Here is a 23,414-nt window from a genome sequence, read left to right on the forward strand (position 1 = left end):
GTTAATGGTCGCGTCCGGCCCGATCCAGCGGGTAGCGTCGGGGGATACATGCGGGGATCAGCACGACGAACGGCGAACAGGAAGTAGGCCCTACGCACCATGGCGCGCATCGGAGACGGCGGTGACCTGCTGAAATGCTCGTTCTGCGGGAAGAGCCAGAAGCAGGTCAAGAAACTCATTGCTGGCCCCGGTGTGTACATCTGCGATGAGTGCATCGACCTCTGCAACGAGATCATCGAAGAGGAGCTGGCCGACGCCGACGACGTCAAGCTCGACGAGCTGCCCAAGCCCGTCGAGATCCGGGAGTTCCTCGAGGGCTACGTCATCGGGCAGGACACCGCCAAGCGGACGCTGGCAGTCGCGGTCTACAACCACTACAAGCGAATTCAGGCCGGCGAGAAGAGCCGCGACTCCCGGCACGAGCCGGTCGAGCTGACCAAGTCCAACATCCTGATGCTCGGGCCGACCGGCTGCGGCAAGACCTACCTGGCCCAGACGCTGGCCAAGATGCTCAACGTGCCGTTCGCCATCGCCGACGCCACCGCGCTCACCGAGGCGGGCTACGTCGGCGAGGACGTCGAGAACATTCTGCTCAAGCTGATCCAGGCCGCCGATTACGACGTCAAGCGCGCCGAGACCGGCATTATCTACATCGACGAGGTCGACAAGATCGCCCGCAAGAGCGAGAACCCGTCGATCACGCGCGACGTCTCCGGTGAGGGCGTCCAGCAGGCCCTGCTGAAGATCCTCGAGGGCACCCAGGCGTCGGTTCCCCCGCAGGGCGGCCGTAAGCACCCGCATCAGGAATTCATCCAGATCGACACCACCAACGTGCTGTTCATCGTCGCGGGTGCGTTCGCCGGCCTCGAGAAGATCATCTACGAGCGGGTCGGCAAGCGCGGCCTGGGCTTCGGCGCCGAGGTGCGGTCCAAGGCCGAGATCGACACCACCGACCACTTCGCCGAGGTCATGCCCGAGGACCTGATCAAGTTCGGGCTGATCCCCGAGTTCATCGGCCGGCTCCCGGTGGTCGCCTCGGTGACCAACCTGGACAAGGAGTCGCTGGTCAAGATCCTGTCCGAGCCCAAGAACGCCCTGGTCAAGCAGTACACCCGCCTCTTCGAGATGGACGGCGTCGAGCTCGAGTTCAGCGACGACGCCCTCGAGGCAATCGCCGACCAGGCGATCCACCGCGGCACGGGCGCCCGCGGGCTGCGCGCAATCATGGAAGAAGTGCTGCTTCCGGTCATGTACGACATCCCGAGCCGCGACGACGTCGCCAAGGTTGTCGTCACCAAGGAGACCGTGCAGGACAACGTGCTTCCGACGATCGTGCCGCGCAAGCCGTCGCGCGCCGAGCGGCGCGACAAGACCGCCTAGCGCTCCACTTTTACTCACCAGTCGCGTGAGGGTATAGACCCCGCGTGACCGGGACCGTCGACCGCCCAACCGCGGTCTCACCCCGACTGACGCGCGCGCTGGACGCGGTCAACTTTCTGCTCGCCGACGTCCGCGACGGGCTCGGCCCGTACCTGTCCATCTACCTCCTGCTGTCGCATCACTGGGACCAGGCCTCGATCGGCTTCGTCATGGCGGTCGGCGGGATCGGGGCGATCGTCGCCCAGGCCCCGGCCGGCGCGCTGGTGGACAGGACGACGGCCAAGCGGGCGCTCGTTGTGGTCGCCGCCCTGACCGTCACGGCCGGTTCCTTGGCCATGCCGTTGTTCCCAGGCTTTCGTGCGATCTCGGTGTTGCAGGCGCTCACCGGGATCGCGGGTTCACTGTTCGCGCCGGCGCTGGCCGCGATCACGCTGGGGGTCGTCGGCCCCCGCCTGTTCTCCCGCCGCATCGGGCGCAACGAGTCGTTCAACCACGCCGGCAACGCGTCGGCCGCGGCCCTCACCGGCGGGCTGGCCTACTTCTGCGGGCCCGCGGTGGTGTTCTGGGTGCTGGCGGTCATGGCCGCCGGCAGCGTGATTGCGACGCTCCGAATTCCGGGCGGCGCGATCGACCACGACGTCGCCTGCGGCATGGATCACGAGCGGGGGGAACCGCACCAGCAGCCGTCGCGGCTGGCGGTGCTGCTGCACAACCGGCGACTGATGATCTTCGCCGCCACCGTCGTCGCGTTCCACGTCGCCAACGCCGCGATGCTGCCGCTGGTCGGCCAGCTCCTGGCGCTGCACAACAAGGACGTCGGGACGGCGCTGATGTCCGGCTGCATCGTCGCCGCGCAGGTGGTGATGGTTCCCGTGGCCTACCTCGCCGGGGCCAAGGCGGACACGTGGGGCCGCAAGCCGATCTTTCTGGCCGCGTTCGCCGTGCTGGCCGCCCGCGGCTTCCTCTACACGGTGTCCGGCAACTCCTACTGGCTGGTCGGCGTCCAGTTGCTGGACGGTGTCGGCGCGGGCGTGGTCGGTGCGCTGTTCCCCCTCGTCGTCCAGGACGTCACGCACGGGACCGGCCGTTTCAACGTCAGCCTCGGCGCGGTGACGGCCGCCACCGGCATCGGGGCGGCGGTGTCGAACCTGGTGGCGGGCCGGATCGTCGTCGCGGCCGGGTACAACGCGGCCTTCGCGTCGCTCGGCGCGATCGCCGCCGCCGGCCTCCTGCTCTATCTGTTCGCCATGCCCGAAACGGCGGGGACGGCTTCACGCCCGCGAACGTGACCAACGCCACAGTTTTTGTGGGTACTCGTCAGTAGCCCATCGCTGACGTCGGCATTTGTGGGCAACAACACCACGGCCGGGGCCGTGGAGATGCCTATGCACGCTAACAATCAGTGCCATACTCGATACCGCCAGTGACATCAATCGTGATGCCCGGGAAGTTACTTCGCCGGCGCGTAACCTGGAGCTACGCGGAGTGCCTGTCCGGTTAAACCAGTGGAGGGCTGAAGACGTGGATCCGAACGGCAGTGGCGCCGGGGCGAAATCTCACGAGTCGAAGTCTCGTAACGGCGCTCCTTCCAACGGGTCCGAGCGCCGGCGCCTGGAACAAGTCGTCATCCGCTTCGCCGGCGACTCCGGTGACGGCATGCAGCTCACGGGCGACCGGTTCACCTCCGAGGCAGCACTTTTCGGCAACGACCTGGCCACCCAACCGAACTACCCGGCCGAAATCCGGGCGCCCGCAGGCACACTGCCCGGCGTCTCGTCCTTCCAGATTCAGATCGCCGACTACGACATTCTGACCGCGGGCGACCGGCCCGACGTCCTCGTCGCGATGAACCCGGCCGCGCTCAAGGCCAACATCGGCGATTTGCCGCGCGGCGGGATGGTCATCGTCAACTCCGACGAGTTCACCAAGCGCAACCTGACCAAGGTCGGCTACGTCACCAACCCGCTCGAGTCCGACGAACTCGAGGAATACGTCGTGCACTCGGTCGCGATGACCACGCTGACACTGGGCGCCGTCGAGGCCATCGGCGCATCGAAAAAGGACGGTCAGCGCGCGAAAAACATGTTCGCCCTTGGCCTTCTGTCGTGGATGTACGGGCGGCCGATCGAGATGAGCGAGCGGTTCATCCGGGAGAAGTTCGCCCGCAAGCCCGACGTCGCCGAGGCCAACGTGCTGGCGCTCAAGGCGGGCTGGAACTACGGCGAGACGACCGAGGCCTTCGGCACCACCTTCGAGGTGTCGCGGGCCAGCCTGCCGGCCGGCGAGTACCGGCAGGTCTCGGGCAACACCGCGCTCGCCTACGGGATCGTGGCCGCGGGTCAGCTGGCCGGCATCCAGGTGGTGCTCGGCAGCTACCCGATCACCCCGGCGTCGGACATCCTGCACGAGCTGTCCAAACACAAGAAGTTCAACGTCATCACCTTCCAGGCCGAGGACGAGATCGGCGGCATCTGCGCGGCCATCGGCGCCTCCTACGGCGGCGCGCTCGGGGTCACCAGCACGTCCGGGCCGGGCGTCTCGCTCAAGTCCGAAGCGATGGGACTCGCCGTGATGACCGAGCTGCCGCTGCTGGTGATCGACGTGCAGCGGGGCGGCCCCTCGACGGGCCTGCCCACCAAGACCGAGCAGGCCGACCTGCTGCAGGCGCTCTACGGCCGCAACGGCGAGTCGCCGGTGGCGGTGCTGGCGCCGCGGTCGCCGTCGGACTGCTTCGAGACCGCGATCGAAGCCGTGCGCATCGCGGTGTCGTACCACACGCCGGTGATCCTGTTGTCCGACGGCGCGATCGCGAACGGCTCTGAGCCGTGGCGCATTCCGGACATCAGCACGCTCCCGCCGATCAAGCACAACTTCGCGCGGCCCGACGAGCCGTTCCAGCCGTACAACCGGGACCCGGAGACGCTGGCCCGCCAGTTCGCGGTTCCGGGCACGCCCGGCCTCGAACACCGCATCGGCGGCCTGGAGGCGGCGAACGGGTCGGGCAACATCTCCTACGAGCCGGTCAACCACGACCTGATGGTGCGGTTGCGCCAGGCCAAGATCGAGGGCATCGACGTCCCCGACCTGGAAGTCGACGACCCGACCGGTGACGCCGAGCTGCTCATCATCGGGTGGGGGAGTTCGTACGGGCCGATCGGTGAGGCCTGCCGGCGCGCGCGGCGCAAGGGCATCAAGGTGGCGCACGCCCACCTGCGCCACCTGAGCCCCTTCCCGGCGAACCTGGGCGACGTGTTGCGGCGCTACCCGAAGGTGGTCTGCCCGGAAATGAATCTGGGTCAGCTCGCGTTGCTGCTTCGGGGCAAGTACCTGGTCGACGTGCAATCGGTGAGCAAGGTTCAGGGCGTTGCGTTCCTGGCCGACGAGATCGGACGCGTCATCCGGGCGGCCCTTGCCGGGACCCTGGCCGAGATCGAACAAGACAAGACAATGGTCGCCCGGATGTCGGCGGCAACGGTTGGAGCGGGAGCTATCGAATGACGGACCTGATCGGCAGCCTGCCGGGAACGGACCTCGGGCTGACACCGAAACTGCACAAGAACGACGGTGTGCCCACGACCGACCAGCCGCAGAAGGCCAAGGACTTCACCAGCGACCAGGAGGTGCGATGGTGCCCGGGCTGCGGTGACTACGTCATCCTCAACACCATTCGCAACTTCCTGCCCGAGCTTGGGCTGCGCCGCGAGAACATCGTGTTCATCAGCGGCATCGGATGCTCGAGCCGGTTCCCGTACTACTTGGAAACCTACGGGTTCCACTCCATCCACGGTCGCGCGCCGGCCATCGCGACGGGCCTGGCGCTCGCCCGCGAGGACCTGTCGGTGTGGGTGGTCACGGGTGACGGCGACGCGCTGTCGATCGGCGGCAACCACCTGATCCACGCGCTGCGCCGCAACGTCAACATCACGATCCTGCTGTTCAACAACCGGATCTACGGCCTCACCAAGGGCCAGTACTCGCCCACCTCGGAGGTCGGCAAGGTCACCAAGTCGACGCCGATGGGTTCGCTCGACCAGCCGTTCAACCCCGTCTCCCTGGCGCTGGGCGCGGAGGCGACGTTCGTCGGCCGCGCGCTGGACTCCGACCGCAACGGGCTGTCCGAGGTGTTGCGCGCCGCCGCCGAGCACCGCGGCGCCGCGGTCGTCGAAATCCTGCAGGACTGCCCGATTTTCAACGACGGGTCATTCGACGCGCTGCGCAAGGAGGGCGCCGAGGAGCGGGTGATCAACGTCCGGCACGGCGAGCCGATCGTCTTCGGCGCCAACGGCGAATACTGCGTGGTGCGGTCCGGGTTCGGCCTGGACGTGGCCAAGACCGCCGACGTGGCCGTCGACGAGATCGTGGTCCACGACGCGCACGCCGACGACTCCGCCTATGCCTTCGCACTGTCGCGGCTGTCCGATCAGAACCTCGACCACACCGTGCTGGGCATCTTCCGCAACGTCAGCCGCCCGACCTACGACGATGCGGCCCGCTCGCAGGTCCGCGCCGCGCAGGCCTCGAGTGCCTTCGACACCGCCGCCCTGCAATCATTGTTGCGTGGCCGCGATACCTGGACCGTCGACTAAGAGGTTGCTGAGCTGATGCCCGACACAGTGGAGGCCGGGTCGCTGGCCGGAATCGTCCTCGCAGGCGGCGCCTCCCGGCGCATGGGTCGCGACAAGGCAAGCATGCCGGTGCCCGGCTCCGCCGATGGCCGCACCATGCTCGAGCATGTGGTCGGCGTTCTCGCCGAGCGCTGCGACCCGGTTCTGGTCATGGCCGCCCAGGGGCAGCCGCTTCCCGCGGTGCAGGCTCAGATCGTGCGTGACGAGTCGCGCGGGCTCGGCCCGCTGCCGGCGACCGCACGCGGTTTGCGGGCGGCCGGTGAGGCCGGTGCGCGCTTCGCGTTCATCTCCGCGGTCGACATGCCGTTCCTGGCGCCCGAGCTCATCGACGAACTGATGCGGATGGCCCTGGAAACGGGCGCCGAGGTGGTGCTGCCGTGGGACGGGCAGGACCACTACCTGGCGGGGATCTACCGGACCGACCTGGCCGACCGCGCCGACGCCCTGGTGGCTGCCGGCCAGCGCAGCATGCGCGCGCTGGCCGACAGTTCGGACGCCCAGCGCATCGTGATCTCGGATTCCAGGTTCCTCACCAACGTCAACAGCGACGCGGACCTGCGGGCGCTCGCGTAATCCTGCTTCTCTATTTGCGAATCTGGTTATCCTACAACTGTTTTCGCTGCTTTGAGTTCCAAAGCTGTCGCTCTGCAATGCTTCTTCATCGAATTTGTTGTCAACACTGACGATTCGATTTCACCGAGGCTTCATCCTTCCGGCGGATCTGCGAAAGAGGTTGCAATACAGAGCATGTGACGCACGGGCAGGATCGCCATTACGTCGTCGACGATGTGCGCCAGTCGGCAGCTCACAAAGTTGCGCCCACATGGCGTCACGTCGCAAGGCGCTGTCGCTGTGAGGTGGTTTCCCCCGCTGGTGCTCGTGTGGCCGATGTGACCGTCGAGGCGGACAGCCCCAACATGCTTGCGCCGCATGGCACTCCGCCGAGTTGTCGGATCGCCGACATCGAGACACGTTGCGCCACAGGCCGGGTTATCACCCGCTGAGCTGGTCGCGGGCCAAACCCGTTGGCCCCGCGCCACCCTCGCGGGAAGCGAAGAAATATTGGCCGCCCGCTATTCCAAAAGCCGTGTGCCAGCTCACAAAATGGGCGTGATTCGGCTCACGATCCGATTGGGATGGCCGCCTTCGGGTTCGCGCCGGAAACCCGCAACTGACCTGCGGGAACGATTCCTGTGCCGCTCCGTGATCCGCCCGTGACCGAACCGAGACATCCGAATTCCGAAGATGACGAACGCTGCCCCGTCTCGTACGGTCCCTGTTAGCCCGCAACGGGTTACCCACAGTTGAAAAAATTGAATCCACGGACCCGCGTGTGAGCGGCGCTGCGGACGGCGACGAACCCGTCCGCGGCCGGTCGGGGAGAACCCCGCCGGGCAGATCAAGCCCCGCTGTCGTGCCCGAACGAGACGGCACGTCCCAAAGCACCTATTCCGCATCATCCACGAACTCAAGGCCCACTTTCGTGGGCTTGCTTTGGCGCGCGCACCGCGAAAGGAAATGATTTGAAGAACGTCCGTAAGACGCTCATCCTCGCCGCGATCACGGGCGCGCTGGTGACGGTGCCGTCCGCCGGCGCGAACGCGCAGCCGATGGGCCTTGACCCGAACGTTCCCCCCGCCGGGGCACCGGACGCCCCCGCGCCTCCCGCTCCGGACGCGCCGGCACCGCCCGCTCCGGACGCACCGGCACCGGCGCCGGTGGGCTTCGACCCCAACGTCCCCCCGCCGCCCGCGGTCTCCGAGGCCCTGGCGCCGGTCGACATGCCGCCGGCTCCCGCTGGGTTCGACCCGAACGTGCCGCCGCCCCCGGCGCCGGACGCCCCGCCGCCGCCTCCGGCGCACAAGGCGTACAGCGTCAACTGGGACGCCATCGCGCAGTGCGAGTCGGGCGGAAACTGGGGCATCAGCACCGGTAACGGCTTCTCCGGCGGCCTGCAGTTCACGTCGAGCACGTGGCACGCCAATGGCGGCTCCGGCTCGCCGGCCAGCGCCAGCCGCGAGGAGCAGATCCGCGTGGCCGAGAACGTCCTGCACTCCCAGGGCATCGGCGCGTGGCCGGTCTGCGGACGCCGCGGCTGATCCGCGATCTTCGAAGCAGTGACAAGTAGTGCCGGGCTCTGGCCCGGCACTACTTGTCTGTAGCGTCGGGCCGGTGACCGAAACCCCGCGTGAATTCGACATCGTGCTCTACGGGGCGACCGGCTTCGTCGGCAAGCTCACCGCCGAGTACCTGGCCAGGTCCGCCGGCGACGCGCGGATCGCGCTGGCCGGCAGGTCCACCGAACGCCTACGCGCCATCCGTGACGGCCTGGGCGAGGCGGCGCAGTCCTGGCCGCTCATCGCCGCGGACGCGGCGTCACCGACGACCCTCGACGAGATGGCCGCCCGCACCCGGGTCGTCGTCACCACCGTCGGCCCTTATGCCCGCTACGGGCTGCCGCTCGTGGCCGCGTGCGCCGCGGCGGGCACCGACTACGCGGACCTGACCGGTGAGCCGCCGTTCATGCGGGAAAGCATCGACACCTATCACAAGCAGGCCGCCGACACCGGCGCGCGGATCGTGCACGCCTGCGGGTTCGACTCGATACCCTCCGATCTGACGGTGTACGCGCTGTATCGGGCGGCGCTGCGCGACGGCGCCGGCGAGTTGGGGGACACCCACTTCGTGGTGCGGTCCATGCGCGGCGGGATGTCGGGCGGCACGGTCGCTTCGTTGGTGGAGATCATGGACGCCGCCTCGAAGGAATCCGAGGTACGCGAACTGCTCGCCGATCCGTACTCACTGAGCACCGACCGCGGCGCCGAACCCGAACTCGGCTCGCAGCCGGACCTGGCGTGGCGGCGCGGAAGCCGGATCGCGCCCGAGCTGGCCGGGATATGGACCGCGGGGTTCCTGATGGCGCCAGCGAACACGCGAATCGTGCGGCGCAGCAACGCCTTGCTGGGCTGGGCCTACGGCCGGCAGTTCCGGTACGACGAGACCATGAGTGTGGGCTCGTCGGCCGTCGCCCCCGTGGCGGCGGCCGTCGGCACCGGCGTCGGCAACGCGATGTTCGAGTTGGGAAGCCGCTTCTTCCGGTTGCTGCCGCGCCGCCTGGTGGAGCGGGCGCTGCCCAAACCCGGCACCGGCCCCGGTGAGCGGACCCGCGAGCGCGGCTACTACCGCGTCGAGACCTACACCACCACGACCACCGGCGCCCGCTATGTCGCGCGGATGGATCAGCGCGGTGACCCGGGTTACAAGGCCACGTCGGTGCTGCTCGGCGAGTCGGGTCTGACCCTCGCGCTCGACCGCGACAAGCTGTCCGAGCTGCGTGGCGTGCTGACGCCCGCGGCCGCCATGGGCGACGCGTTGTTGGAGCGGTTGCCGGCCGCCGGGGTGTCGCTGGAAGTTCAGTCGTTGAACTAATCGGACCATTCACGGCCCGCGCCCGCGGTGCTATTGCACTACTGTCCAACTGCGTCAAACGCGCACCGCGACATCCCGATGGAGGGACCGCTGGGCGACATCCTCGGCGGCCTGCTCTGCGGGAAGAAGAAGAAGTAGTAATCCCGCCCGGCGGGTAACCCTCGCTCATCCGAGACACACCCTGGGCCCGCGCAAGCGAACCACGACCCCGGTCCCATGGGCCGGACACTCACGAGAGGAATGTGATGTCAGACACGCTCAACCAAGGAGAGAAGCTCGAGCGGGGCGAATCGCTCGTCTCCAACAACGGGGCCTACACCCTGACGCTGCAGGAGGACGGCAACATGGTGCTGGCGTCCCGCGGCCAGGCCATCTGGGCCACCGGAACCGACGGCCAGGGTGTGGTGCGCGCCGAGGTGCAGGCCGACGGCAACTTCGTCGTCTACACCGCCGATAAACCGGTGTGGCACAGCAACACTCAGGGCAGCAAGAACCCCAAACTGGTGCTCCAGGACGACCGCAACCTGGTGCTGTATGCCGACGGGGGAGCGGCATGGTCGACCAAAACCGAGACCAGCGAGCCCCCGCCGCCGGCCCCCGAGGCCGCACCCGAGGCGGAGTCGGTGCCGGAGCCGGCCGTGGAATCGAGCCCGGAACCGCAACCGGAGCCGGCGGCGGAACCGGTTGCCGCACCGGAACCGGAACCGGCCGCGAGGACCTATACCGTCGAGTCGGGCGACACGCTGTGGGCCATCGCGGAGCGTTTCTACGGCGACGGCAGCAAGTACCAGGTGATCGCCGACGCCAGCGGCGTCTCCAACCCGGACCTGATCCAGCCGGGCCAAGTGCTCACCATTCCCTGAACCCGGCGGCGAAACGCCGCGGCCCGACACGCGTTGTGGGCCCGGGTGGCGCTTTCCGGCCTGCGGTCGCCGCTCCCTAGAATTGACCGGTGACCGTCAGCCGACCCGCCGCCGACCTGCCCAAGTCGTGGGACCCCGGCGCCATGGAGGGCGCGATCTACCAGAGGTGGGTCGACGCGGGCTACTTCGCGGCGGACCCGCACAGCCCCAAGCCCGCCTACTCGATCGTCCTGCCGCCGCCGAACGTCACGGGCAGCCTGCACATGGGTCACGCGCTGGAGCACACCATGATGGACGCCCTGACCCGCCGCAAGCGCATGCAGGGGTACGAGGTGCTCTGGCAGCCCGGCATGGACCATGCCGGCATCGCGACGCAGAGCGTGGTGGAAAAGCAGCTCGCGGTGGACGGCAAGACCAAGGAGGACTTCGGTCGCGAGCTGTTCGTCGACAAGGTCTGGGACTGGAAGCGTGAATCCGGCGGGGCGATCAGCGGCCAGATGCGACGGCTCGGCGACGGCGTCGACTGGAGCCGCGACCGGTTCACCATGGACGAGGGCCTGTCGCGCGCGGTCCGCACCATCTTCAAGCGGCTCTACGACGCCGGGCTGATCTACCGCGCCGAGCGGCTGGTCAACTGGTCGCCCGTGCTCGAAACCGCGCTCTCGGACATCGAAGTCAACTACGAAGAGGTCGAGGGCGAGCTCGTCTCCTTCCGGTACGGCTCGCTGGACGACGCCCAACCGCACATCGTGGTAGCCACCACCCGTATCGAGACGATGCTCGGTGACACCGCCGTGGCGGTTCACCCCGATGACGAGCGCTACCGCCACCTCGTGGGCACGACGCTGCCGCACCCGTTCCTCGACCGGCGGCTCGTCATCGTCGCCGACGAGCACGTCGACCCCGAATTCGGCACGGGCGCGGTCAAAGTCACGCCCGCCCACGACCCCAACGACTTCGAGATCGGGCTGCGGCACGGCCTGCCGATGATCTCGATCCTGGACACCAAGGCCCGGATCACCGGCACCGGAACGCCGTTCGACGGCATGGACCGCATCGAGGCCCGGGTCGCGGTGCGCGAAGCGCTTGCCGCGCAAGGGCGGGTCGTCGACGAGAAGCGCCCCTACCTGCACAGCGTCGGGCATTCCGAGCGTAGCGGCGAGCCGATCGAGCCGCGGCTCTCGCTACAGTGGTGGGTCCGCGTGGAGTCGCTCGCCAAGGCCGCCGGCGACGCGGTTCGCAACGGCGACACCGTGATTCACCCGGCCAGCATGGAGCCGCGCTGGTTCGCCTGGGTCGACGACATGCACGACTGGTGCATCTCGCGGCAGTTGTGGTGGGGTCACCGCATCCCGATCTGGTACGGACCCGACGGCCAACAGGTGTGCCCGGGGCCCGACGAGGCGCCGCCGGAGGGTTGGGAGCAGGACCCCGACGTGCTGGACACCTGGTTCTCGTCGGCCCTGTGGCCGTTCTCCACGCTGGGCTGGCCGGACAGCACCCCGGAGCTCGAAAAGTTTTATCCGACAAGCGTTCTGGTCACCGGATACGACATCCTGTTCTTCTGGGTGGCGCGGATGATGATGTTCGGCACCTTCGTCGGCGGCGACGACGCGATCACGCTCGGCGGACGCCGTGGCCCCCAGGTGCCGTTCACCGACGTCTTCCTGCACGGGCTGATCCGTGACGAGTCCGGCCGCAAGATGAGCAAGTCCAAGGGCAACGTCATCGACCCGCTGGACTGGGTGGAGGAGTTCGGGGCCGACGCCCTGCGGTTCACGCTGGCCCGCGGCGCCAGTCCCGGTGGCGACCTGGCCATCGGGGAGGACCACGTCCGCGCGTCGCGCAACTTCTGCACCAAGCTGTTCAACGCCACCCGGTACGCGCTCCTCAACGGCGCCGCGCTCCAACCGTTGCCGCCGCCCGGCGATCTCACCGACGCCGACCGCTGGATCCTCGGACGTTTGGAAGAGGTCCGCGCCGAAGCGGATTCGGCGTTCGACGGTTACGAGTTCGGCCGGGCCTGCGAGGCGCTCTACCACTTCGCCTGGGACGAATTCTGCGACTGGTACGTGGAATTGGCCAAGACGCAGCTCGCCGAGGGCATCACCCACACCACCGCCGTGCTGGCCGCGGTGCTGGACACGCTCCTGCGCCTGCTGCATCCGGTCATCCCCTTCATCACCGAGGCGCTGTGGCTGGGGTTGACCGATCAGGAGTCGCTGGTGATCGCCGAGTGGCCGGCGCCGTCGGGTTTCGCGCTGGATCCCGTTGCGGCGCAACGCATCGGTGACATGCAGCGGCTGGTCACCGAGGTCCGCCGGTTCCGCAGCGATCAGGGCCTGGCCGACCGGCAGAAGGTGCCGGCCCGGCTGGTCGGCGTGGAGGACGCGGACCTGAGCGGCCAGGTCTCCGCCGTCACGTCGCTGGCGTGGCTCACCGCGCCGGGTGAGGGATTCCGGCCGTCGGCCTCCTTGGAGGTCCGGCTGAGCGGCGGCACCGTCGTCGTCGAACTCGACACCTCGGGCACCATCGACGTCGCCGCCGAACGCCGCCGCCTCGAAAAGGACTTGGCCGCAGCGCAGAAGGAGCTGGCGTCGACGGCCGCCAAGCTGGGTAACGCGGAATTCCTCGCCAAGGCCCCCGAACAGGTCGTCGCCAAGATCCGCGACCGGCAGCGGCTCGCCCAGGAGGAAACCGACCGCATCACGGCCAAGCTGGCTGCGCTGCAATGACTTCAGAGCCGCCCGAGTTCGGGTCGGGCACCGACACCGCCCCCACCCCCGACGAGATCGCGTCCCTGTGGCAGGTCGAGCACCTGCTGGACCAGCGCTGGCCCGAAACCAAGATCGAGCCCAGCCTCACCCGGATCAGCGCGTTGATGGACCTGCTGGGCTCGCCGCAACTCGGGTACCCGTCGATCCACATCGCCGGCACCAACGGGAAGACCTCGGTGGCCCGGATGGTCGACGCGCTGGTGACCGCGCTGGGCCGGCGCACCGGTCGAACCACCAGCCCGCACCTGCAGTCGGCCGTGGAGCGCATCGCGATCGACGGCCGCCCGATCAGCCCCGCCCGGTACGTCGAGACCTACCGCGAGATCGAACCGTTCGTGCTCATGGTCGACGAACAGTCCCGCGCCGCCGGGGGTCCGGCGATGAGCAAGTTCGAGGTGCTCACCGCGATGGCGTTCGCCGCGTTCGCCGACGCGCCCGTCGACGTCGCCGTCGTCGAGGTGGGGATGGGCGGGCGCTGGGATGCCACCAATGTCATCGACGCGCCGGTCGCCGTCGTCACGCCGATCGCCGTCGACCACGTCGACTACCTCGGCGACGACATCGCCACGATCGCGGGGGAGAAGGCCGGCATCATCACCCGGGCTCCCGAGGGCGCCCCGGACACCGTCGCGGTGATCGGCCGGCAGGCGCCGGAGGCGATGGAAGTGCTTCTCGCGCAGACGGTTCGGGCCGACGCCGCGGTGGCACGCGAGGATTCCGAGTTCGCGGTCCTCGGCCGCCAGGTCGCGATCGGTGGGCAGGTGCTGCAACTGCAGGGCCTGGGCGGCGTGTACTCCGACGTCTACCTGCCGCTGCACGGTGAACACCAGGCACACAACGCCGCGGTGGCGCTGGCGGCGGTCGAGGCCTTCTTCGGCGCCGGCGCGCAGCGGCAGCTCGACGTGGACGCCGTGCGAGCCGGCTTCGCCGCCGTGACGAGCCCGGGGCGGCTCGAGCGCATGCGCAGCGCGCCAACGGTGTTCATCGACGCCGCGCACAACCCGGCCGGCGCGGCCGCGCTCGCCCAGACCCTCGACGGCGAGTTCGACTTCCGCTTCCTGGTCGGCGTCGTGGGCGTGCTGGCGGACAAGGACGCCGACGGCATCCTGGCCGCGCTGGAGCCGGTGTTCGACCAGCTCGTCGTGACCCACAACGGGTCGCCGCGGGCGCTGGACGTCGATGCGCTCGCCGCCGCCGCGCGGGAGCGGTTCGGGCCCGACCGGGTGACGACCGCCGAGACCCTGCGCGACGCGATCGACGTCGCGACGGCCCTCGTTGACGACTCCATCCGGGACGCGGGCGCGGACGGTGAAGCCGACGCGTTCTCCGGCACCGGGATCGTCATCACCGGTTCGGTCGTCACCGCGGGGGCGGCGCGGACGCTGTTCGGTCGTGACCCGCAATGAGCGAGCCCATCGACGAACAGCGGCCGGATCCCTGGAAGAGCTTCGCCGCCGTGATGGCCCTGACCCTGATCCTCGAGGCGATCGTGGTGTTGTTGGCGATACCGGTGGTCTCCGCGGTCGGCGGCGGCCTCACGTCGGTCTCGCTGACCTACCTGATCGGCCTGGCCGTGCTGCTGGTCCTGCTCGCCGGGGTGCAGCGCAGGCCGTGGGCGATCTGGGTCAACCTGGGCGTCCAGGCTCTGCTGCTGGCGGGGTTCGCTGTGTACCCGGGCGTGGGATTCGTGGGTGTGCTGTTCGCCGGCCTGTGGGCGTTGATCGCCTACTTCCGCGCCGAGGTGCGGCGACGTGACCAGGGCGAACTCGGCAATACGCGGCCGCCCGACTAGCCCGATGGTCGCGACCCGCTTCGCCCGGCGATGCCGCGCTCGCGATCCCGACTAGTCGCACCGGTGGCGACCCCCTCGTATTTCTGTACGCTGTGCGCCGTGACCGAACGGACCCTGGTACTCATCAAGCCGGACGGCGTGCAACGGCGCCTGATCGGGGAGATCATCAGCCGCATCGAGCAAAAGGGCCTGACGATCGCGGCGCTGGAGTTGCGCCACGTCACCGAGGACCTGGCCGCCCAGCACTACGCGGAGCATGAAGGGAAGCCCTTCTTCGGTTCGTTACTGGAATTCATCACCTCGGCGCCGGTGGTGGCCGCCATTGTCGAGGGCCCGCGGGCGATCGCGGCGTTTCGGCAGCTCGCCGGGGGTACCGACCCCGTCGAGAAGGCCGTTCCCGGTACCATTCGGGGCGACTACGGCCTGGAAACCCAGTTCAACCTGGTTCACGGCTCCGATTCGGCCGACTCCGCGAAACGCGAAATCGCGCTCTGGTTCCCCGGCGCGTAGCCGCCTCGAGCGACCCTCCCGGCCGAGGTGCGAGAGGGTCCGCGAAGTGATATGGGATACTGACTGCGGGTGAACGTCGCCGGACCGGCTTCGGACACCCGAATGAAGACTTCGACAAGCGCGACCATTGCCACCCGCGGTGTTGCGCGGCATGTCAGGCCGACATTCAGCACAGGCGCCGAGTGAGCTCTTCCGAGCCGCCCGGGGCGAGACCATCACAAGCCCGGGAGAAGTGACCCGGGCCCATAACGAAGCCCTCGCGTGGCCGCGTCGACACGACGCGCCCGGGGGCTAAAGGAGAATACGTGGTAGACGGTGCACCACCCAGAGAGCCAGCAGAGGACCGGGCCCAGCACGAGGACCTGCCCGACCGCCTGAGGGTTCACCAGCTGGCGCGGGCGCTCGGCAGCACCAACACCGAGGTGCTCGATGCGCTCACCACGCTCGACGGACAGACGCGCAGCGTGCACTCCGGGGTGAGCCGCGAGGATGCGCTGCGGGTCCGAGACTTGTTGTTCGCCAAGCCTTTAGAGAACATCCCCGGATTCAGCCATGCTCCGGTTCCGGTCTCGCGGCCCGCACAGCCGCGGCCGCAATCGTCGGGGAGCGCGACCGATCCGCAGGACATGCCGCTGTTCGTCGCGCCGCAGCCGGTCGAGACGGCGCGGCCCCAGTACAGCGACGACGACGCCGCCGAGGACTCCGACGACGGCGACGAGCCGGACACCGACGACGAAGACCAGGGCGACCGGCCGGCCGGCAAGCGCCGCCGCCGGGGCCGCCGGGGCCGCGGCCGCGGGCGCGGTGAACAGGGCGGCCCCGACTCGGGTGACGAGGACGAGGATCGGGACTCCGAGGACGACGACGGCGAGGACTCCGACACTGACGACGGCGATGACGAGGGCGGCGGCTCCGAGGCGGGCAATCGCCGGCGCCGTCGCCGCCGGCGGCGCAAGTCCGGGTCGGGCGACGACAGCGACGAGAACGGTTCAACCGACGACCCGCCGAACACGGTGGTGCACGAGCGACCCTCGCGCTCGGGCAAGGGCGGCGACTCCGGCGGTGGCACGTCCACCTCGGAGATCAAGGGCATCGACGGGTCCACCCGGCTCGAGGCCAAGCGGCAGAGGCGGCGCGACGGACGCGACGCCGGACGGCGCCGCCCGCCCGTCCTCACCGAGGCGGAGTTCCTGGCGCGCCGCGAGGCCGTCGAGCGCGTGATGGTGGTCCGCGACCGCGTCCGCACCGAACCGCCGCACCCGGGCGCGCGCTACACCCAGATCGCGGTGCTCGAAGACGGCATCATCGTCGAGCATTTCGTGACGTCCGCGGCGTCCGCGTCGCTGGTCGGCAACATCTACCTGGGCATCGTGCAGAACGTGCTGCCGTCGATGGAGGCGGCGTTCGTCGACATCGGCCGCGGCCGCAACGGCGTCCTCTATGCCGGCGAAGTGAACTGGGAGGCGGCCGGCCTGGGCGGCTCCGACCGCAAGATCGAGCAGGCGCTCAAGCCCGGCGACTACGTGGTGGTCCAGGTCAGCAAGGACCCGGTCGGACACAAGGGCGCGCGGCTCACCACGCAGGTGTCGCTGGCGGGCCGCTACCTGGTCTACGTGCCGGGGGCATCGTCGACGGGGATCAGCCGCAAGCTGCCCGACACCGAGCGCCAGCGCCTGAAGGAGATCCTGCGCGAGGTCGTCCCCTCCGACGCCGGGGTGATCATCCGCACCGCCTCCGAGGGCGTCAAAGAGGAGGGCATCCGCGACGACGTCACCCGCCTGCAGGAGCGCTGGAAGCAGATCGAGGCCAAGGCCGCCGAGGTGAAGCAGAAGGCCGCCGGCGCCGCCGTGGCGCTCTACGAGGAGCCCGACGTCCTGGTCAAGGTCATCCGCGACTTGTTCAACGAGGACTTCGCCGGCCTGATCGTCTCCGGCGACGACGCCTGGAACACGATCAACGAGTACGTCAGTTCCGTTGCGCCCGAACTCGTTCCGAAGCTGACGAAGTACGACAAGGCCGAGTCCACCGACGGGGTGGCGCCTCCCGACGTGTTCGCGGTGCACCGCATCGACGAGCAACTGGCCAAAGCGATGGACCGCAAGGTGTGGCTGCCCTCGGGCGGCACGCTGGTGATCGACCGGACCGAGGCGATGACCGTCATCGACGTCAACACCGGCAAGTTCACCGGCTCCGGGGGCAACCTCGAGCAGACGGTCACGAAGAACAACCTCGAGGCCGCCGAGGAGATCGTCCGTCAGCTGCGGCTGCGGGACATCGGCGGCATCGTCGTCATCGACTTCATCGACATGGTGCTGGAGTCCAACCGCGACCTGGTGTTGCGCCGCCTCACCGAGGCGCTGGCCCGCGACCGCACCCGCCACCAGGTGTCGGAGGTGACGTCGCTCGGGCTCGTGCAGCTGACCCGCAAGCGCCTGGGCACCGGGCTGATCGAGGCGTTCTCGACGTCCTGCCCGAACTGCGGCGGCCGCGGGATCCTGCTGCACGCCGACCCGGTCGACTCGGCCCCCACCAACGGCCGCAAGTCCGAGTCCGGCGGCCGCCGCGGCCGGCGGTCGAAGAAGGGCAAGGCCGACGAGCCCGCCGATCAGCCCACCGTGGCCAAGGTGCCCGCCCACGCCCCCGGCGAACACCCCATGTTCAAGGCGATGGCCGCCGGTTCCGCTCGTGACGACGAGGAATCCGGCGAGGCCGGCGAGGCCGCCGAAACCGACGAGCGCCCCGAGGAACCGGTGAGCACCGCGGTCGGCGACTCCACCGACCGGGAGGACTTCGAGGACACCGACGAGGACGAGCTCGACGACGACGAGGACCTGGACGACGAGGAAGACCTCGGCGACGACGACGAGGACCTCGAGCTCGACGACGACGAGCTCGACTCCGACGACGACGACAGCGATGACGGCGACGACTCGGACGACGACGACGACAACGGCGACGACGATGGCGAGCCCTCCGGAGGCGTCGAGCTGGGCTCGACGTTCGGCCGTCCGCGCCGGCGCCGCGCGGCGGGCCGCCCGGCCGGGCCGCCGATCCATGCGGACTGACCGGGACTGACCCGGCGGTTTGACCCTCTAGCCGCTGGTCAAGTACCCTTGGACAGTTGTCGCCAGGCCGGATAGCAACACGGCCGGCGACGGGCGGGGCCTCCCGGACACCGGCACGACCCGCACGAAGACCCACCAAGACCATCGCCGGTGGTTGGCGCGCGAAGCGCCGAGCGAGCGGCGAAGAGGAGCAGGAGCACCGATGGCGACCTACGCAATCGTCAAGACCGGCGGCAAGCAGTACAAGGTCGCCGTCGGGGACGTCGTCAAGGTCGAGAAGATCGACTCCGAGCCCGGTGCGAGCGTCTCCCTGCCCGTCGCGCTGGTCGTGGACGGCGCGAACGTCACCAGCGACGCCTCCGCGCTGGCGAACGTCGCGGTCACCGGCGAGGTCCTCGAGCACACCAAGGGCCCCAAGATCCGCATCCACAAGTTCCGCAACAAGACCGGCTACCACAAGCGCCAAGGGCACCGTCAGCAGCTGACGGTCCTGAAGGTCACCGGGATCAAGTAGAAGGCGACAGACATGGCACACAAGAAGGGCGCGTCCAGCTCGCGCAACGGCCGCGATTCAGCCGCGCAGCGGCTGGGCGTCAAGCGGTTCGGCGGCCAGGTCGTCCAGGCCGGCGAGATCATCGTGCGGCAGCGCGGCACCAAGTTCCATCCCGGTGTCAACGTCGGGCGCGGCGGCGACGACACCCTGTTCGCCAAGGCGTCCGGGGCCGTCGAGTTCGGCATCAAGCGCGGCCGCAAGACCGTCAACATCGTCGCGGCCGGCCAGACCACCGACTGACCATCGCGAGCGTGCACCAGTAGTCGCACGTTCGGCGTGGGGAAGGACCCACGATGCCCCGGTTCGTCGATCGAGTCGTCATTCACGCGCGGGCGGGTTCCGGCGGTAACGGCTGCGCCTCGGTCCACCGCGAGAAGTTCAAGCCGCTCGGCGGCCCCGACGGCGGCAACGGCGGCCGCGGCGGCAGCGTCGTCCTGGTCGTGGACCCCCAGGTCCACACGCTGCTGGACTTCCACTTCCGTCCGCACATCACCGCGCCGTCGGGCAAGCAGGGGATGGGCAACAACCGCGACGGCGCCGCCGGCGCGGACCTGGAGGTGAAGGTTCCCGACGGCACCGTCGTCCTGGACTCCAACGGTCGGCTGCTGGCCGACCTGGTGGGCGTCGGCACCCGCTTCGAGGCCGCCGCCGGCGGCCGCGGCGGCCTGGGCAACGCCGCGCTGGCGTCCCGGGCCCGCAAGGCGCCCGGATTCGCGCTCCTCGGCGAGGAGGGCGAATCCCGCGACCTGACGCTCGAACTCAAGACCGTGGCCGACGTCGGGCTGATCGGGTTCCCGTCCGCCGGCAAGTCGTCGCTGGTGTCGGCGATCTCGGCCGCCAAGCCCAAGATCGCCGACTACCCGTTCACGACGCTGGTCCCGAACCTCGGCGTGGTCTCCGCGGGCGAGCAGACGTTCACCGTCGCCGACGTCCCCGGGCTGATCCCCGGTGCGTCCCAAGGCCGCGGCCTGGGCCTGGACTTCCTGCGGCACATCGAGCGCTGCGCCGTGCTCGCGCACGTCGTCGACTGCGCGACGAACGACCCGGGCCGCGACCCGATCTCGGATATCGACGCGCTGGAGGCCGAGCTCGCCGCGTACACGCCCACCCTGCAAGGGGACACGACGCTGGGCGACCTCGCCGAGCGGCCGCGGGCGGTGGTGCTCAACAAGATTGACGTGCCCGAGGCGCGCGAGCTCGCGGAGTTCGTCCGCGACGAGATCGCCGAGCGCGGGTGGCCGGTGTACCTGGTGTCGACGGTCTCCCGGGAAGGGTTGCAGCCCTTGATCTTCGGGCTGTGGCGAATGGTGTCGGACTATCGGGCCGCCCAGCCGCCGGTCGTGCCGCGACGGCCGGTGATCCGCCCCGTGCCGGTCGACGACAGCGGGTTCTCGGTCGAGGCCGACGGGCACGGCGGGTTCGTGGTCAGCGGCGCGCGCCCCGAGCGTTGGGTCCGGCAGACCAATTTCGACAACGACGAGGCGGTCGGCTATCTGGCCGACCGGCTCGCCCGCCTCGGCGTGGAGGACGAGCTGCTGCGGCTGGGCGCCGAACCTGGCTGCGCGGTCACCATCGGCGACATGACGTTCGACTGGGAGCCGCAAACGCCCGCGGGACACCACGTCGCGATGTCGGGCCGGGGCACCGATGCGCGGCTGGAACAGAGCGAGCGGGTCGGGGCCGCCGAGCGCAAGGCCGCCCGGCGTCAGCGCCGGGAACGAGGTGAGGAACCGGGTGAGCAGTCGTGAGCGCGCCGGCGACGATGCAGAGCGAAGCGATGAGGAGGAGCGGCGCCGTTGAGTGAGCATCGCGACGCGATCCGTACCGCCCGCAGCCTGGTCGTCAAGGTCGGCACCAACGCGCTGACCACCCCGTCGGGTGTGTTCGACGCGGGCCGGCTGGCCGGGCTGGCCGACGCGATCGAGGCGCGGATGAAGGCGGGCACCGACGTGGTCATCGTCTCGTCCGGCGCCATCGCCGCCGGCATCGAGCCGCTCGGATTGACCCGCCGGCCAAAGGATTTGGCGACCAAGCAGGCCGCCGCCAGCGTCGGGCAGGTGGCGTTGGTGAACTCCTGGAGCGCGGCGTTCGCCCGGTACGGGCGCACGGTCGGGCAGGTCCTGCTGACCGCGCACGACATCTCCATGCGTGCCCAGCACACCAACGCCCAGCGCACGCTGGACCGGCTGCGGGCGCTGCATGCGGTGGCGATCGTCAACGAGAACGACACGGTGGCCACTAACGAGATTCGGTTCGGCGACAACGACCGGCTGTCGGCGCTGGTGGCCCACCTGGTGGGCGCCGAGGCGCTGGTCCTGCTCTCCGACATCGACGGTCTCTACGACGCCGATCCCCGAAAGTTCAAGGGCGCGAGGTTCATTGCGGAGGTGTCCGGGGCGGCCGACCTCGACGGTGTGGTCGCGGGGCCGGGCAGCGCGCTGGGGACCGGCGGGATGGCGTCGAAGATGTCGTCGGCGCTGCTGGCCGCCGACGCCGGGGTGCCGGTCCTGCTGGCGGCCGCGGCCGACGCGGCGACCGCGCTCACCGACGCGTCGTCCGGGACGGTGTTCGCCGCGCGGCCCGACCGGATGTCGGCGCGCCGATTCTGGGTGCGCTACGCCGCCGAATCGGCCGGTTCGTTGACCCTCGACGACGGCGCGGTGCGCGCGGTGTCGCACCAGCGGCGCTCCCTGCTGCCGGCGGGCATCACCGCGGTTTCGGGCCGGTTCTACGCCGGCGACGTCGTCGAGCTGCGCGCACCGGACACGACCATGGTCGCGCGCGGCGTGGTCGCCTACGACGCAGCCGAACTCGCCACCATGATGGGCCGATCGACCTCCGAGCTGCCGGCGGAGCTGCGCCGGCCGGCCGTCCACGCCGACGACCTCGTCGTGATCAACTAGCGCGGGGCCACCCGCGCCAGCGCCCCCAGTTCGGTGGACAACAGCACCAGCAGCTCCGAACACCCGCCGTCGACCTTGATGGTGGCGAGGTCGTCACCGCGGGTGCGGCCCCGGTTGACGATCCCGATCGGGATGCCCCGGGCGGCGGCGTGGCGCACGAACCGGTAACCGGAGAAGACGGTCAGCGACGAGCCCGCGGCCAACAGCGCGTCCGCCTCCTCGATCAGCGAATATGCCCGCGTCACAACGTCTTTGGGGACGCTCTCGCCGAAATACACGATGTCGGGCTTGAGCATGCCGCCGCAGCGGGCGCAGTCGAGGTACTCGAAGGACGTCGTGTCGCCGACGACGGCGTCCGCGTCGGGCGCCACGGCCAGGCCGCCTACCGCTCGCGCTTGTTCGGCGGCCCGCTCGGTGAAGCCCGGGTTCAGGGCCTCGAGCCGTTCGGCCAGCGCGGCGCGGCTCATCGTGTCGCCGCACCCCAGGCAGACCACCCGCGCGTAGGTGCCGTGCAGGTTGACGACGTTGCGGCTGCCTGCCTTGGTGTGCAGCAGGTCGACGTTCTGGGTGATCACCCCGGTCACCACGCCGGCGCGCTCGAGCGCGGCCAGGGCGCGGTGCCCGGCGTTGGGCCGGGTATCGGCCATGTGCCGCCATCCCACGTGGTTGCGGGCCCAGTACCGCCGGCGGAACGCCGGATCGGAGGTGAACTGTCGGATGGTCATCGGGTTGCTCGGCGGCGAGTCCGGTCCCCGGTAGTCCGGGATGCCCGAGTCGGTGGAGAGCCCGGCGCCGGTGAGCACGGCGACCCGTCGGCCGGTCAATAGCGCCACCAGTTCCGGGGCTTCGGGGTGGCGCGCGGTCACCTCATCGAGGGTAACCGCTGTGCGCGAGCGTGCGTGTCTGCGCGCCGACACGCCGTTGACGCCGTCACTCTGCGCACGCTCGCGCGACTAACCGAGGCAGTCCGCGGCCGTCGTGAGTTCGGCGGACATGTTCTGCTCCATCATCTTCAGCGCCGCCTGGCCCAGTTCGGCATCGATGTGGGCAACCGCGTCGGTGGGTATGACGACCGGGAAGTGGCGGACGTAGGCGTCCAGGGCGGTGTAGAGGATGCACTGCTCGGTGACCTGGCCGGTGATGATCAACCGCTTGGTCTCCAGGCGGTTGAGCAGATAGGCCAGCGCCGTCGCGTAGAACGCGCTGTGGCGCACCTTGGTCATCACCCGGAACTCGTCGGACGGGACGATCGGCTTCACCAGGTCGGGCCGGGCGCCGTCGAGCGCGGCGGCAACGATGTCGGAGAACTGGGCGCTGAAGTCGCCGTAGTTGTCGTTGACGTAGACCAGGTCGACGTCCCCGGATTCCCGTGCGCGCCGGACGAGGTCGGCGAGGGGGTCGATGATGGCGGCGACATTGGGTACTAGTTCCTCAGCGTCCGGATGCTGATAGGTGTTCATCATGTCGACCACCAGGACTGCCGTGTCGCTCATGTCTTCCGGGATACCCGGCGGGCA

Annotated in this window: 19 protein-coding genes; 17 read left to right on the forward strand and 2 right to left on the reverse strand. The window is 69.4% G+C overall.

Translation table 11 applies throughout. The features are described from left to right. Positions 1–99 precede the first annotated feature (99 nt). From clpX to proB, 17 genes are all read left to right on the forward strand, one after another. On the forward strand, positions 100–1,380 hold the full coding sequence (gene clpX, locus GPY60_RS02450; RefSeq protein WP_156685971.1) for an ATP-dependent Clp protease ATP-binding subunit ClpX: 1,281 nt from the start codon (positions 100–102) through the stop codon (positions 1,378–1,380). 44 nt (positions 1,381–1,424) lie between these two features. Beyond that, entirely contained in the window at positions 1,425–2,669 is a 1,245-nt protein-coding gene (locus GPY60_RS02455) for an MFS transporter (protein ID WP_156685972.1), read from the forward strand. Between the two features lie 232 nt (positions 2,670–2,901). Beyond that, positions 2,902–4,878: a 2-oxoacid:acceptor oxidoreductase subunit alpha gene (locus GPY60_RS02460; protein WP_156685973.1), complete on the forward strand. Its 1,977-nt coding sequence runs from the start codon at positions 2,902–2,904 to the stop codon at positions 4,876–4,878. Next, complete coding sequence (locus GPY60_RS02465; RefSeq protein ID WP_156685974.1) at positions 4,875–5,966, forward strand: 2-oxoacid:ferredoxin oxidoreductase subunit beta; 1,092 nt, start codon at positions 4,875–4,877, stop codon at positions 5,964–5,966. Before GPY60_RS02460 ends, GPY60_RS02465 begins: the two co-directional genes overlap by 4 nt. A gap of 15 nt (positions 5,967–5,981) precedes the next feature. After that, positions 5,982–6,578, forward strand: a complete 597-nt coding sequence (gene mobA, locus GPY60_RS02470; protein WP_156685975.1) for a molybdenum cofactor guanylyltransferase — start codon at positions 5,982–5,984, stop codon at positions 6,576–6,578. Between the two features lie 950 nt (positions 6,579–7,528). Beyond that, positions 7,529–8,104, forward strand: coding sequence for a transglycosylase family protein (locus GPY60_RS02475; RefSeq protein WP_156685976.1), 576 nt, complete (start codon positions 7,529–7,531; stop codon positions 8,102–8,104). A gap of 73 nt (positions 8,105–8,177) precedes the next feature. After that, positions 8,178–9,434, forward strand: a complete 1,257-nt coding sequence (locus tag GPY60_RS02480) for a saccharopine dehydrogenase family protein (RefSeq protein WP_156685977.1) — start codon at positions 8,178–8,180, stop codon at positions 9,432–9,434. A 245-nt stretch (positions 9,435–9,679) separates the two neighbouring features. Then, on the forward strand, positions 9,680–10,297 hold the full coding sequence (locus tag GPY60_RS02485) for a LysM peptidoglycan-binding domain-containing protein (protein ID WP_156685978.1): 618 nt from the start codon (positions 9,680–9,682) through the stop codon (positions 10,295–10,297). Between the two features lie 89 nt (positions 10,298–10,386). Beyond that, positions 10,387–13,032 (forward strand): valine--tRNA ligase, encoded by a 2,646-nt coding sequence (locus GPY60_RS02490; protein WP_156685979.1) that lies wholly within the window; start codon positions 10,387–10,389, stop codon positions 13,030–13,032. Beyond that, positions 13,029–14,480: a bifunctional tetrahydrofolate synthase/dihydrofolate synthase gene (gene folC / locus GPY60_RS02495; protein ID WP_156685980.1), complete on the forward strand. Its 1,452-nt coding sequence runs from the start codon at positions 13,029–13,031 to the stop codon at positions 14,478–14,480. Before GPY60_RS02490 ends, folC begins: the two co-directional genes overlap by 4 nt. Next, positions 14,477–14,866, forward strand: coding sequence for a DUF4233 domain-containing protein (locus tag GPY60_RS02500; RefSeq protein WP_156685981.1), 390 nt, complete (start codon positions 14,477–14,479; stop codon positions 14,864–14,866). Before folC ends, GPY60_RS02500 begins: the two co-directional genes overlap by 4 nt. 99 nt (positions 14,867–14,965) lie before the next feature. Further along, the gene (gene ndk / locus GPY60_RS02505; protein ID WP_156685982.1) at positions 14,966–15,376 is read left to right on the forward strand and encodes a nucleoside-diphosphate kinase; all 411 of its coding nucleotides are present in this window, start codon (positions 14,966–14,968) and stop codon (positions 15,374–15,376) included. A gap of 305 nt (positions 15,377–15,681) precedes the next feature. Continuing rightward, positions 15,682–18,441 (forward strand): Rne/Rng family ribonuclease, encoded by a 2,760-nt coding sequence (locus tag GPY60_RS02510; RefSeq protein ID WP_156685983.1) that lies wholly within the window; start codon positions 15,682–15,684, stop codon positions 18,439–18,441. Between the two features lie 202 nt (positions 18,442–18,643). After that, positions 18,644–18,955 carry a 50S ribosomal protein L21 gene (gene rplU, locus GPY60_RS02515; RefSeq protein WP_156685984.1) on the forward strand — a complete coding sequence of 104 codons (312 nt, stop codon included), beginning with the start codon at positions 18,644–18,646 and terminating at the stop codon, positions 18,953–18,955. Between the two features lie 12 nt (positions 18,956–18,967). Next, entirely contained in the window at positions 18,968–19,234 is a 267-nt protein-coding gene (rpmA, locus tag GPY60_RS02520; RefSeq protein WP_156685985.1) for a 50S ribosomal protein L27, read from the forward strand. A gap of 53 nt (positions 19,235–19,287) precedes the next feature. After that, positions 19,288–20,742, forward strand: coding sequence for a GTPase ObgE (gene obgE / locus GPY60_RS02525; protein WP_156685986.1), 1,455 nt, complete (start codon positions 19,288–19,290; stop codon positions 20,740–20,742). A gap of 48 nt (positions 20,743–20,790) precedes the next feature. Continuing rightward, the gene (gene proB / locus GPY60_RS02530; RefSeq protein ID WP_156685987.1) at positions 20,791–21,897 is read left to right on the forward strand and encodes a glutamate 5-kinase; all 1,107 of its coding nucleotides are present in this window, start codon (positions 20,791–20,793) and stop codon (positions 21,895–21,897) included. On the opposite strand, the gene GPY60_RS02535 is transcribed toward proB, so the two are convergent. Both GPY60_RS02535 and GPY60_RS02540 read right to left on the reverse strand, forming a co-directional pair. After that, complete coding sequence (locus GPY60_RS02535; protein WP_156685988.1) at positions 21,894–22,763, reverse strand: SIR2 family NAD-dependent protein deacylase; 870 nt, start codon at positions 22,761–22,763, stop codon at positions 21,894–21,896. The two genes, proB and GPY60_RS02535, sit on opposite strands and share 4 nt — an antisense overlap. A gap of 87 nt (positions 22,764–22,850) precedes the next feature. Further along, positions 22,851–23,390 carry a cysteine hydrolase family protein gene (locus GPY60_RS02540; protein WP_156685989.1) on the reverse strand — a complete coding sequence of 180 codons (540 nt, stop codon included), beginning with the start codon at positions 23,388–23,390 and terminating at the stop codon, positions 22,851–22,853. Positions 23,391–23,414: the final 24 nt, after the last annotated feature.

This window comes from Mycobacterium sp. Marseille-P9652 (genome assembly GCF_902652685.1).
In the GTDB taxonomy this organism is placed as follows: domain Bacteria; phylum Actinomycetota; class Actinomycetes; order Mycobacteriales; family Mycobacteriaceae; genus Mycobacterium.